The 11,978-nt window shown below is 38.1% G+C and carries 10 protein-coding genes; 6 read left to right on the top strand and 4 right to left on the bottom strand.

Annotated features, from left to right (window positions below; genetic code table 11):
- The first annotated feature begins 326 nt into the window (after positions 1-326).
- Together HWV01_RS11325 and HWV01_RS11320 are read left to right on the top strand one after the other, a co-directional pair.
- The gene (locus tag HWV01_RS11325; protein WP_211671483.1) at positions 327-821 is read left to right on the top strand and encodes a hypothetical protein; all 495 of its coding nucleotides are present in this window, start codon (positions 327-329) and stop codon (positions 819-821) included.
- Between the two features lie 12 nt (positions 822-833).
- Complete coding sequence (locus HWV01_RS11320) at positions 834-2,462, top strand: ABC transporter ATP-binding protein (RefSeq protein WP_211671482.1); 1,629 nt, start codon at positions 834-836, stop codon at positions 2,460-2,462.
- A gap of 61 nt (positions 2,463-2,523) precedes the next feature.
- Here HWV01_RS11320 and HWV01_RS11315 read toward each other — a convergent pair whose 3' ends face one another.
- Positions 2,524-3,105, bottom strand: a complete 582-nt coding sequence (locus tag HWV01_RS11315) for a TetR/AcrR family transcriptional regulator (protein ID WP_211671477.1) — start codon at positions 3,103-3,105, stop codon at positions 2,524-2,526.
- 192 nt (positions 3,106-3,297) lie between these two features.
- Here HWV01_RS11315 and HWV01_RS11310 point away from each other — a divergent pair, with 192 nt between their 5' ends.
- The 3 genes from HWV01_RS11310 (at position 3,298) to HWV01_RS11300 (ending at position 7,560) form a co-directional block, all read left to right on the top strand.
- The gene (locus HWV01_RS11310; RefSeq protein ID WP_249185276.1) at positions 3,298-4,098 is read left to right on the top strand and encodes a DJ-1/PfpI family protein; all 801 of its coding nucleotides are present in this window, start codon (positions 3,298-3,300) and stop codon (positions 4,096-4,098) included.
- Between the two features lie 109 nt (positions 4,099-4,207).
- Positions 4,208-5,464, top strand: coding sequence for a hypothetical protein (locus HWV01_RS11305; protein WP_211671475.1), 1,257 nt, complete (start codon positions 4,208-4,210; stop codon positions 5,462-5,464).
- 524 nt (positions 5,465-5,988) lie between these two features.
- Entirely contained in the window at positions 5,989-7,560 is a 1,572-nt protein-coding gene (locus HWV01_RS11300) for an ATP-binding cassette domain-containing protein (RefSeq protein ID WP_211671473.1), read from the top strand.
- Positions 7,561-7,654: 94 nt separating this feature from the next.
- Here the strand turns inward: HWV01_RS11300 and prfH are convergent, their stop codons facing one another.
- Positions 7,655-8,278 (bottom strand): peptide chain release factor H, encoded by a 624-nt coding sequence (prfH, locus tag HWV01_RS11295; protein ID WP_211671472.1) that lies wholly within the window; start codon positions 8,276-8,278, stop codon positions 7,655-7,657.
- Entirely contained in the window at positions 8,275-9,441 is a 1,167-nt protein-coding gene (locus tag HWV01_RS11290; protein ID WP_211671470.1) for an RNA ligase RtcB family protein, read from the bottom strand. The genes prfH and HWV01_RS11290 overlap by 4 nt, the downstream gene beginning before the upstream one ends.
- Positions 9,442-10,035: 594 nt before the next feature.
- On the opposite strand from HWV01_RS11290, the gene HWV01_RS11285 reads away from it, so the two are divergent.
- A complete protein-coding gene (locus HWV01_RS11285; RefSeq protein ID WP_211671469.1) occupies positions 10,036-11,223 on the top strand; it encodes a hypothetical protein in 1,188 nt (395 codons plus the stop codon).
- A 39-nt stretch (positions 11,224-11,262) separates the two neighbouring features.
- Here HWV01_RS11285 and HWV01_RS11280 read toward each other — a convergent pair whose 3' ends face one another.
- A complete protein-coding gene (locus tag HWV01_RS11280; RefSeq protein ID WP_211675586.1) occupies positions 11,263-11,844 on the bottom strand; it encodes a TetR/AcrR family transcriptional regulator in 582 nt (193 codons plus the stop codon).
- Between the last annotated feature and the right edge of the window lie 134 nt (positions 11,845-11,978).

The following is an 11,978-nucleotide window of genomic DNA, read 5'->3' as shown; positions in this document are numbered from 1 at the left end:
TAACTTTGTCACCTTTTTTCAGCATATTACTCTAAAATAGTTAGTTAATTTGGACGTAAGTACTTACAAGTGGTTAGTCAGTTTAAGTTCTTAAATCTGGTTTTTTAAAGGCTGAATTATACTTAATATGTAAATTATTAGATTGCCTGCTTCTGTTTTAGTTATCGATATTTATAGCTTAATTCGCCTCTAAAATTGATTAAATAACGTATAATTAGTGCGACGTTATTATTTTAGTGATACATCTCACCACGAGAATGATTTTGATTTGCAATTGATATCAATTCTCATTAAGATTGGTTTGTCTTATAAATTTGAGGTCGATTATGGAATTGCAGCAATGCTGGATGCGTTATCTGAGGGCTGAAGAGCTAATGGAACAGGGCCATTGGCCTGAAGCTCATCAACTATATGGGGATGTTTTAGACCATCTCCCCATACATATTCATCAGGCTTTAGAAAACGAGCATATTAAACCATGCCAGTTTTCATGCTTGTTATTAGGATTAAGAGATGCCACTGTCGCACAGTCTGAAATTCTTAATCAAATGGGGCAGCAGAAACGCGCATTTGCAACATTAAACCAGTCTTATGCGCTATTTCAATTTATTTCTCTTGAAACAAGTGATCTTGTTCAACGAACAATTACACTTATCGATAATAAAAGTGAAGATATTTTACGCCATATGGGCGCTTTTTGTCACGCCCAACACGATGATCAGTGGATGCTTCAATACGAGCATATCCAAAAAGCGCATCATCACTTTGCTAAGTTAAGAGTGACCTCAGACTCACACCATTCAACGCATCTCTTAAATTGATAAGGACCTATCATGCTAAACCAACCTATTCTTCAAGTTCGTAACCTTTCCGTCAGTTTCACTACCAATGACGGAATGGTTGATGCGGTGAAAAATGTTAATTTTGATTTAAAATCTGGTGAAACGCTGGCTATTGTCGGCGAATCGGGTTCGGGTAAGTCTGTATCATCCAATGCTTTGATGAGCCTATTACCGGATAATGGGATCGTCTCATCTCAATCGAGCATTATTTTTGAAGGCCAATCGATCTTAGATAAAACAGAACGTCAAATGCAATCTATCCGAGGCGACCGTATTGGCATGATATTCCAAGAGCCAATGACCTCTCTAAACCCATATTTAAGGGTAGGAACTCAGGTTGCTGAAGCGATGATGTGCCATCGAAAAGTATCTAAGAAGCAGGCTAAAGCACATGTTTTGGAACTTTTTACTCTCGTCCGTTTACCAGATCCAGAGCAAGCTTACAGTAAGTTCCCACATGAATTTTCAGGCGGTCAGCTGCAACGTATTATGATTGCAATGGCACTTATCAATGAACCTGACATTTTAATTGCCGATGAACCGACCACTGCGTTAGATGTTACGGTACAGGCAGAAGTTCTGGATTTAATTAAAGAGATCCAGAAAAAAATGGGCATGGCTATTTTGTTTATTACACACGACCTCGGCGTAGTTAAACACCTTGCAGACCGAGTACTCGTAATGTGTAAAGGTGAGATCGTCGAAGAAGGAGAGACCAGACTACTTTTCCGAGAACCACAGCACGAATATACAAAAATGTTAATTAACTCGATCCCAAAAGGTCAAAAACAGCCAATCAAAACAACGGCGACAGAGCTGCTTAGAGCTGAAAATATTCACGTTCATTACCTGGTTAAATCTCACTTCATCCCAAGTAAGTGTGAATATTTTGAGGCTGTAAAGGGAATTTCACTCACACTGAAGCAAGGTGAAACCTTGGGCATTGTCGGTGAGTCTGGCTCAGGTAAATCTACTCTAGGCCGGGCGATCATTGGCTTGTTGCCCTTTACAGGTAATCTCTCCTATAAAGGTCAAGATCTCAATTTACTCAGTGATAATGAAAAATTTGAACTCAAAAAAGACGTACAGATGGTTTTCCAGGACCCGTACGGCTCTTTGTCTCCGCGTATGACAGTTGGCGAAATCATTACTGAAGGATTAAGGGTGCACAAACCTTTGATGTCCAAAAAGGAACGTTTACAAAAAGCCTGTCTCGCGCTCGAAGAAGTACGCTTAGAACCAAACTCAATCAATCGTTATCCGCACGAGTTTTCGGGTGGTCAGCGTCAACGAATTGCAATTGCGAGAGCACTGATCTTGAATCCGTCTTTTATTTTGTTAGATGAACCTACCTCTGCGCTTGATCGCTCTGTTCAGCTCACCGTGATTGACTTGCTTAAAGAGATCCAGATAAAACATAACATTGGTTTCATCTTCATCAGCCATGACCTTTCAGTCGTCAAAGCACTATCTGACCGGGTATTGGTGATGCAAAAAGGGGGCGTTATGGAGCAGGGAACGGCTGAGGATATATTTCATAACCCTCAGCATGATTACACTAAAAAACTGATTAATGCTTCGTTTGACTTGGATGAAGAGCCGGTAGAGGTAGTCGCTTAAGATTTATTAAATCAAAAATAAAATGCCCCAACTCTGGGGCTATACGAAACCATCTAACGGCCTAACTTTCGATTGCTCCTATTACTAACGATCTCGTCAAATATTGTAAATAAAGAGCCTGCTTGTTTACACTGAATGTCACAAGGCCCTTGACGAGTTGGATTATACTTTCAACATATATTGCGGCCAATGACGTCGATAATACACTAATAGGGATCTTCATTGAGCAACCGTCTAAAGCGCTTGCTAATTTCACAGCCATACAATTAGCAAGTTTTGTTTTTAGTTGTAATAATGCTTGTGGCCAATCTTTATCGAGCTTAAAATTCATTGGGCGTCTAAAATTGCTATTATTAGAAAATATATTCAGCATATGACTTACAGAAGGGCGAGCCTCACTACTTAACCAGTCATCTTTGCTCGTTAAATCCTGGAGTAATTGATCAAAAATACCATCATGCATGGCCAGTAACACTTCTAATTTACGTTGGTAATATCGATAAAAGGTTGTCTTGCCAACATCAGCTCTCTCAATAATCATCGCAACAGATATATCGCAATAATCTTTTTCCCTCAATAATTCGGTAAAAGCCTTAACTATGCGTTTTTGACTACGATTTGATGTTAATTGTTCTTTCTGCATAATATTTACTTGGTTAAACCTAAAGTCACTTCATATCAAAAATATTTTAGCGTATTTAGCAAATAAGTTAACTATCCGCGTGGAACATTTACCCTAGATAGTTCCATTTGGAACATATTTACTACATTGTATCTGAACAATTGAGTGTATATTTGCAAAACTACAGCTAAATAAACAAATGTGGAAGCCATAATGAAAGAGACAGATAACAGGCGTAATTTCTTAAAAACAGGTCTAGCTTGTTCTATGGGTCTAGGTGTAATGGGCACAAGTTATTTTACCAGTGCAGCACAAAACAAACCATTACTGGCACATAAAAATGTTAAACAGAATCTTAGTACTAATAAGCTCAATGTCGGTATATTCTTATATCCAAATATGACCATGCTGGATGCTTATGGCCCCCTACAAGTATTAGCCTTAGTACCAGAGTTAAATACGTTTACGTTTGCAAAAACATTCGGTCTTTTACCGTGTGATGCAAAAATAGAGCTACTCCCTAACTATGGATTCAGTCATTGTCCTCCCATCGATATTTTGATTGTGCCAGGTGCAGCTAACCCTGCAGAACAAATGCAGGATGACGTTGTTATTGAATTTTTACGGCGTGTAGGAAGTAATGCTAAGTATGTCACTTCTGTGTGTACGGGAGCATTGATCTTGGCCAAAACGGGTTTAATAGATAATTATCAAACTACTATACACTGGGCATATGCCGAGGCCCTAAAGGCTTTCCCTAAGGTTACATATGTCGATAGTCGGGTTGTCATTGACGGTAATCGTATTAGCGGTGGCGGTGTAACTTCTGGTTTGGACTTTGCTTTTAGGTTAATTGGCGAAACGGTTGGAGAAAACCGCGCTAAAGCGATGGAATTACTACTTGAGTATGATCCGCAGCCTCCTTTTAACAGCGGTGATCACAATAATGTTGCTCCCGATTTAAAACTAAAAGTTCAAGAAAAGGTTTACCATATTGCTGCAGAGTTATTTTAATTGGTAACAAGGAATTACAAACATTGACAAAGCAATTATTGCTTAAGATTTAAAAATAATTAAAATTGATACTGCTTAATAGTAAGCCAAAATATAAAAAGAGTTAGTTATGTTGAAAAAAATATTCGTTACCGTATCTACTGCATCACTTGTTGCTTGTGGTGGTGGAGGAGGCGATCAAACACCACCTCCAGCTAAACCCAAAGTTAGCGTACCACAAATGTCTTTATCGGCTGTTAAAGGTAGCGTTGCTAATCCAGATAGTTCAGCGACAAAAGCGTTAGCTGGGTATGCAGCAATGCCACTCACTGACTCGTTTGATGCTCGTTTTAATACCACAAATTGCAGTAGTGCGCTTAGTCTTTTCAACATCTACTCTTTAGGCTGGTCCGATAAATTTAAAGGTGGGCTTACACCGAAACAGATCTTAGATATGAAAGGCTTCTATGGTATTAGTGGGGCTAACGGTATTGTAGATTATTCCGCTTATAGTAAAGAAATGATCGAAGCTAAAGACTGGATCAGCTATTTCTATTACGGTGCTAACTTTCAAGACTGTGAAGCTAGACGTGATAAGGAATACGACAGTATTAATAAAGAAAGTAACGACATTACTGAGCTACGTTATCAAACGCATACAAAAGCAGAAGCGAAAGATAACACACCAGAACAGACCCGAAATAACTATACGGCCTGGCAGATAGATAAAACAAATAACACCCTTGTTGGCCTTATTAGTAATGTTACCCACTTCACCAAAGATGGCGGTAAAATCAAAGAACAGCTGAAGAGTTACCGATGGGATACAGGTCGCGCTGTTGATTCTATTTCTATTGGTGATATGTTCGTTAATAGCTATTTCTTAGAGTCTATTGACAATAGCACGCTAGATTATCAAGTGGTTGGCGGAAAGGTTATTGATAAATATGCAAAGCCAAAGAGCACAGATATAGATCAATACTACGCGGTCAATTTAATTTCAGCTCATTTCCCAGGCATTGGCACACAAGTAAATTGGTGTGTTCGTGGCAGCCAGTTTGCAAAAAATAAAGAAACACCCATTACAGCTGAAAAATACAAAGAAATCATTGATAGTGGCGATCTTGATACTGCTTACTGTGACCCGTTTGATGCCAAAGTTGGTCAAGTTCGTTACTACGATACTGAGGGTAAAAAGGTAACTGATAGTTCAAGTATTGCAACAGAACTAAAAGCTAAACTAGCATCAGGTAATGTTGTTAAAGATAAGCTCGATGAATTAGTTAATAACAAGAAACTGTACTTAGGTAAATCACAACAAGAATACTACCAAGATCTGTCTTTATCTAATCAAGTCGATCAAATTAAAGTAGATCTTAAGCCTTAATCATAGTTTAGACCTATAGCTGAACGTAATCGAAGGGTTCATCCTACGTGAGCCCTTTTTAGTTTAAAACAACAAAGTATTTCCAACTTCATTTCTCAGTTATAAAACCCCATCTTTTGCATTTTAGTAGCGAATCACTCTGAACTTAAAATTCTATATTTAACTTTTTTTACAAAGGCTTTAACGACTTCCCAAGATGATTCTAAGTCGTTAAGGCCTCAAACCGTTAATTTAGCGACTTTACAACCAATCATGTTCATCGCTATAATGTATTAATCATTTCTACTGGAGCTAACGCCATAATGAACAACTAACTTCCTGACATCCAATTAATATCATCATTTGGACACTCGGGGTTAGTGGGCGTTACTTTCGTCATCTCTTATCTTGCAAAAATTGCATATATTATCGTAATTGAATTTCTATTTATCTACGATGATCGTATCTAAGTAACGTCTTGCCAATCTATCTTTATAGAAAGGCGAACCCCTATTACATTTTATTACGTAAAGGGAGGCATTTTCATGCCTGTATTAAGTACACATCAACTGTCATTTCAGCTCGATACTGGGGAATGGCTATTTCAAAATTTAAACTTCAGCTTAACCAGCCGTCTTACAGGATTAGTGGGGCGAAATGGCGTTGGAAAATCAGTATTTCTTTCTCTATTACTTAGGAAACTCACCCCCGTTAACGGTTATGTAACGAGCCAAGGTAAAGTTGCTTACTACTCACAAATATCTTCTCACCTTTTGGATGGGGACTTACGTATTGCGGACTTCTTAGGTATTAGCAATAAACTGTTGGCTTTGAAAGCGATTGAACAGGGATATTGCTTGCAAGAATATTTTGATTTAATTGGAGACGATTGGGATATAAAAAATAAAACAAAACATACATTAAAAACCCTCAAGATCGACCCTAATCTTAATGCGTATTGCCATACTTTGAGTGGAGGGCAATTAGCACGCCTACAACTGTATCAATTGTTTAATTCGGACGCCGAAATATTGTTGCTAGATGAACCGTCTAATCACCTTGATTATGAAGGTAAGCAATGGCTAATTAATCAGCTTAAACAATTTGCAGGACAAATACTTCTGGTGAGTCATGATAGAAGTTTGTTAAGTCATGTGGATGGTATTTATCAGTTAACGAGTCTAGGACTCGGATTTTTCAAAGGGAATTATGAGGCCTATTCAGCGCAATCCTCTACACAGGCTGAAGCATTAGAGAGACAAATTACTCACGTTAAAGCAGAACAAAGAAGGGTGGAGCGTCAAGCCCAAACGAATAAAGAGAAGGCCCTGCAACGGGAACGTCACGGTAATAGAATAAGGAAATCGGGTAGCCAACCTAAGGTTCTGATGGATGCGAAGAAAGATAAAGCAGCACAAAGCCGATCTGCGACAGTGATTAATCAACAGAATCATTTACAACGAAATCAAGAAAAATTACGTGTTATGGAACAACAGAAAGAAGTGTTGAAACCACAAGTTTTGTATCTGCAACAAGCAAGTCAAATTAAGAAGAGAAGATTATTGAATATCGAAAATTGTCAGTTGTATTATGGCTCTGGGAAACCGGTTTCACTCATTCTATTTCACGCTGATCGGTGTTATTTAAATGGCGCTAATGGATGCGGAAAATCCACTTTATTGAAAGCAATACAAAATAACGATTTAAGCTATTCTGGTGTAATAGAGCTGAATGTAAAAACAGTATATTTGGATCAACACTTTGGACTACTGAAGCTTGAAGAATCCATGCTAGAGAACTTAATTAAAAGCAGTAAAGAGCTTACTGAAAATACTGCACGGATTTTGCTTGCAGGGATTGGGTTCCGGCGCGATTCTGTATATCGAAAAGTAGCTAATTTAAGTGGTGGTGAAAAAATGAAGCTATCAATGCTGGTGGTCAGTCACCTTGCTAATTCACCTTTGTTGCTGCTGGATGAACCAGATAACCACCTAGATATTGAGTCCAAACAAACCTTGGCAGCGGCATTGAATGCTTATAAAGGGGCATTCATTTTAGTCAGTCATGATGAGGACTTTGTCTCAGAGATTAGAACCAATAAACATATCGTGATGTGATGTGGTTTTATGATATACCAGAGCCTACACAGCGCTGAATAAATATTCAAAAAATGGTAAATCGTTAGGAGTTACCATTTTATCAAAAATTAAGTTATAACGTAAACTTAAGACCATGAAATGTGTTGACTGGATTACCACGCTCGAGATCCCAGTGTTGTTGCCAACGCTGCTTTTCTTGTTTTGTCATATCATCTAATTTTTTAGATTCAATTTTTTGAAATAGTAATGCTTTGGCCAAACGCTTATTTGCATGCTGACTGCGTTCGCTCTCTATACGGACTGATAAGCCGGTAGCGATATGAGTCGCTCTAATTGCGGAATCTGTACAATTCACATGCTGTCCTCCAGCACCTGATGCTCTACAAGATTGAAACTTAATTGTTTGATCTAATTGTATTTCATTTACTTCGAACATTTTACCACTAAAGAACCAATTTTTACGTTTGTGCTTGGGGCGATAAGGACTTTGACAAACCCATTGCATTACACCTTGCCAAGATATTGCAATTGCTTTTGCTTGGGCTTGACTCTGATTATCGCCAAGTTGGATTAATACTGATTTATAGCAGCCTGATTTTGAGGTTTTAGTGATATCAATAACATCAAATTTAAGTTTATTAATATCACATTGCTTTTCAATCGAACGAAAAGCCAAACTGACGGCTTTACTACATTCCAGTGGCCCTTGGCCTGCTGATAATTGTAATAATATCATGATGAACAATCTCCATTTGTTTTGAAAGTGAGTACTGGGCGTAGTTTTGCAATTATCTTAACTAATCCAGCATCGACCATATCTCCGACAACGCTGGCACAATCCTTATAGGCCTGTGGTGCTTCATCATAAAGTAATGTTTTATTGCCACAAATAACATGGCTGCCTAGTGCTGTTCTAATCATATCATTACGCTTGTATTTATGGCTTAAACGTCCTTGGCATTCACCACGCTTCCATTTTCTTCCAGCACCATGTGCTAATGAAAACAAGCTTAAGTTTGATATATCAATATTTGATAATAGTGGTTTTACAAGGTAAGTGTAGTCACCCCGGGAACCAGGTATTACCACGCAGCCTTGATCGCTCGGGGTCGCACCTTTACGATGTAACCAGCCAGATTTCCCGTTGATATTTTTGGGGGTCACCAAGTTATGGTTTATATCAAGGATACAATGACCTTGAGATTTAATTGCAGTTAAGAAGCGTTGTGCAATGAGCTCTCGATTAAGTTCTGCCCAGCGTACAGCTTCATTGTGCTGTGATAAATAATGCTCAAAATCAGGACCGTGCGTTACGAGACCATCGTGATTACACTGTGTTATATGTTCAACTAATATAGATTGACCAAACCCCCTAGAACCTGAGTGAACAAGTAACTGTAAGTGCCGCTTGTCTAATCCCAGAGTATCGAATATTTGTTGATCATAAATGTCTTCAATAGCCTGAAATTCAGCAAAATGATTACCTCCTCCAATGGTTCCAAGGGCATAGTCAAAGCGTGACGCCTTAATTGATTTGTCATTTTTCCTGGCTTCAATCGTGGAAGACCAACTTTCGTCAAGTGGCAATTCAATGTTGGCAAACCGCTTTGATAGTTTGGGTAAGTTTATTTTTGATACTTTTGCTGATGTTTGCCAAAGTGACATGCCACAGCCTATATCATTACCTACTAATGCTGGATAAATTTTGTTTTGAGTGTAAAAGGCTGCACCAATTGGGTAACCTCTACCTGGGTGTAAATCAGGCATACCTGCAGCTTGAAGCATGCCTGATAAAGTTGATGTTTTAACAAGCTGTTCGATCGCAAGGCCTTCAATCCAAGTATTTTTGGATGCAATAAGGCTAATATTGTCAGTAATTTTTTGGACGGATTTGCCCATAATACCAATTCCTTTAAATAGAATTTAAACGTAAAACGAATTGGCAGGTCTGGTGTTTTTGGTGTGAACTGAAAAACAGATATTAGGTATTAGACTTTCTTAATGTAATAAGAAATAGCTAAATAAACCCGCTATCGGATAAGACCTGCAAAGGATGTCGATGTAATTGTCATAATATTTCTCCTTTACAGTTGAGTGGGGAATTTAAATAAATAGATTTTAACGCGGAGATGATAATCGGTTTACTATAATAATGCAATACTATTATTTTCAATTAGTTAGTAATAATAAAAGAGTTAGTGCATATTTTTATAAAGATGATTTTTACGTAGTGCTACGTAGAATCTGAATGAGCAATCAGTATCCTAGTCAGCAAAATTCACGTATGAATGTTTCAATTAAATATATGTAACAAACACTTACAAAATCTTTATTGCGCTTTAATTGTAAAATAATTAGAATGCATGCTGTTAATAGTAAGTGTGTATAGAAGTGTATGGGCATCATCTATTTTTGTAATTTTTATCCTACCGAATACACCTAGATGATGATTATGACCTCGGTGATTCAATTGAAAAATAAAAAGAGTTAATCATGTTGAAAAAGATATTCGTTGCTGTTTGTAGCGCATCACTTATGGCTTATGCCGGTAGTGGAGACGATGCTATAACTCCAACAAAAAAATCATCAAAACATGAAGTATCAATTCCTAATGACGTAGCTTGTACTCCAGAAGAAACTGTCAGGGCTGTGAAAGATTCAAAGCCACTCGCAATGGACATTGAAATACATGGGGCGCGTTTTGGTGAGCATACTCTATATGGTCAGTATAGATACTTTGATTTAAACAACGACCCTCAAACTAGTAGCCTATTTGAATGGAGCGTGATTAAAAATAACGTTGATACTGTTGTTAGCCGAGAGCAAAGTTACACTCTACAAATGAGCGATGAGGGTAAAGGTAATCAAATTCGATTCTGTGTTACAGCATTGAATGCAAAAGAGCAAGGCGATATACAATGTGTTACTGAAGATATTGCATGGTTTGAAGGGTTCGGTGAATTTAAAGAAGGCGGGGTGATAACCCCTTACTTAGTAGGTTATCCTAATTTTAAACTTTCCTATTGGAAGTCAGCGTCCAACATGTTAACCGCCGCAATGGCATTAGATCTTATACATGATGAAGTAAAACCATTAACTATCGATACTGCAGATCCTAGCTTTAGTAACCTATATCCAATTTCGCTTTGTGTGTCACTCGATCATAACATTCAAAATGATGATGATATTTGTCGAGAAATGAAAGCGAGCAGCAATCTAAATGGCGGAATGGTATTTGACTTTAATGATACCAGCCGAGTCGCAATGAACTACAAACGTGAAGTGAATGTTAGTGTATCAGGGAAAAAATATCGTATTCGACGTCCATATACATGGGCCGAATTTCAAGAATTGAATTTAGATAAAGATCCCGAATTCCTTTCAGCCGAGCCAAGTATCATGCGTGAAGGATTCAATACGGTAAAGGGGGTTAAAATGACACCGATACAAGCCAATAACTTTTGTTTACGAGCCTACGGTGCCCCAGGGCTGATTAGTTCATCCATTAATCTTAGTGACGGGGTTATTCCGTCAGGCAGGCACCAATGGCCGATTTATCTTGCGTTGCAAACGTATGTAACAAAAGAGCCTAATGGTAAGTTTGTTATTGATTCGAATAAACACATGCCTGCAGATATGAACAGTAAGTATGCTTTTGCTTGTATGGCTGCGGTTCCGTAGAACGTATAAGCGCTGTCATAAGGCTGAATACTATAATATTTAGCGACACACATCCTGAAAAAGCTGTTCAGCTAACTGCTTTATGGTATTACCTTCAGGGTGTGTGTGTGCGAATGTTCTTAATCCATATATACCCATCATCAGATAGTGAGCGCGTTCATCAGCGTTGCGGTCGCTGACAATTTCATTATTATCAATAGCCTTTTGCAATACTAAGGTAATAGCTTGTTGCCAGTTAGCGAGATGACGCGTGATAATGCCATGCACTTCTTCATCTTGTTCTGCGACTTCATTTAATGCCTTAGTCAGTAAACAAGCTCGTGATGCATCACAGCTCTGACACTCTAAAACGATATGATCCAGATAACATTTGAGCTCAGCAAGCACCGGGCTTTGACCGGAAAAAATCCCGGTGAACTCTGCATTTCTATCCTGATGGTATTGCTCTAATGCGGCTAAAAGTAAGCCTCGCTTATTTTCAAACGCACAATAGATAGAACCAGGGTGTAAACCAGTGGCCTTTTTTAAATCTTGCATACTCGTTTTACCGTAACCTTTATCCATAAAGGAGGTCATGGCAGATCTCAGTACTTTCTCTCTATCAAATTCTGCAATACGCATGGCTAGTCGGTAACTCTTCTTGAGACTCTTTTTATCGCTGAGTCAAATTATCTAATGAAGTCTATTATAATCAATTTTGAATTTTTATTCAAAAATAGATCTTGAATGTTCATTCAAAAAAGAATATCTTGAAC

This window comes from Moritella sp. 5, assembly GCF_018219455.1.
Taxonomy (GTDB): domain Bacteria; phylum Pseudomonadota; class Gammaproteobacteria; order Enterobacterales; family Moritellaceae; genus Moritella.
This window is presented reverse-complemented; position numbering and strand designations above follow the sequence as displayed.

Excerpts from the sequence above, each read along its gene's own strand:
- HWV01_RS11325 (WP_211671483.1), top strand. The coding sequence starts at position 327 with ATGGAATTGCAGCAATGCTGGATGCGTTATCTGAGGGCTGAAGAGCTA.
- HWV01_RS11320 (WP_211671482.1), top strand. The coding sequence starts at position 834 with ATGCTAAACCAACCTATTCTTCAAGTTCGTAACCTTTCCGTCAGTTTC.
- HWV01_RS11315 (WP_211671477.1), bottom strand. The coding sequence starts at position 3,105 with ATGCAGAAAGAACAATTAACATCAAATCGTAGTCAAAAACGCATAGTT.
- HWV01_RS11310 (WP_249185276.1), top strand. The coding sequence starts at position 3,298 with ATGAAAGAGACAGATAACAGGCGTAATTTCTTAAAAACAGGTCTAGCT.
- HWV01_RS11305 (WP_211671475.1), top strand. The coding sequence starts at position 4,208 with ATGTTGAAAAAAATATTCGTTACCGTATCTACTGCATCACTTGTTGCT.
- HWV01_RS11300 (WP_211671473.1), top strand. The coding sequence starts at position 5,989 with ATGCCTGTATTAAGTACACATCAACTGTCATTTCAGCTCGATACTGGG.
- prfH (WP_211671472.1), bottom strand. The coding sequence starts at position 8,278 with ATGATATTATTACAATTATCAGCAGGCCAAGGGCCACTGGAATGTAGT.
- HWV01_RS11290 (WP_211671470.1), bottom strand. The coding sequence starts at position 9,441 with ATGGGCAAATCCGTCCAAAAAATTACTGACAATATTAGCCTTATTGCA.
- HWV01_RS11285 (WP_211671469.1), top strand. The coding sequence starts at position 10,036 with ATGTTGAAAAAGATATTCGTTGCTGTTTGTAGCGCATCACTTATGGCT.
- HWV01_RS11280 (WP_211675586.1), bottom strand. The coding sequence starts at position 11,844 with ATGCGTATTGCAGAATTTGATAGAGAGAAAGTACTGAGATCTGCCATG.